The following is a 263-nucleotide window of genomic DNA, read 5'->3' as shown; positions in this document are numbered from 1 at the left end:
TGCCGAAGAATCCCTATCGGCAGGAGGACGAGTCATGAGCCGCACCGACCAGACCCGCATCGACCACGCCAATGAAGCCCGCCGCGCCGTGAGCCAGACCCTCGGCTACGCCGAGACTGACGAGAACACCGGGGCACTGGTCGGCATCGCCGCCGTCGAAGCGGTGCTGGATCTGCACGCCCCGGAGGCGCTTGAGGTGCTCGCTAGCAATTGCGCCACGGAGGAATGTGACCACTGGGACGAGTGCCCCACGGAGACGTTCA

Annotated in this window: 1 protein-coding gene; it reads left to right on the top strand. The window is 66.2% G+C overall.

The window, feature by feature from the left end:
* Positions 1 to 34: 34 nt before the first annotated feature.
* Positions 35 to 263, top strand: a 229-nt coding sequence (locus tag RMT89_RS43675) for a hypothetical protein (RefSeq protein ID WP_315889308.1), incomplete at its 3' end; no start/stop codon positions are given.

The organism is Streptomyces sp. P17 (genome assembly GCF_032436805.1).
In the GTDB taxonomy this organism is placed as follows: domain Bacteria; phylum Actinomycetota; class Actinomycetes; order Streptomycetales; family Streptomycetaceae; genus Streptomyces.
Note: the sequence above shows the minus strand (reverse complement) of the source record. Positions and strands in the feature narration are given on the sequence as shown.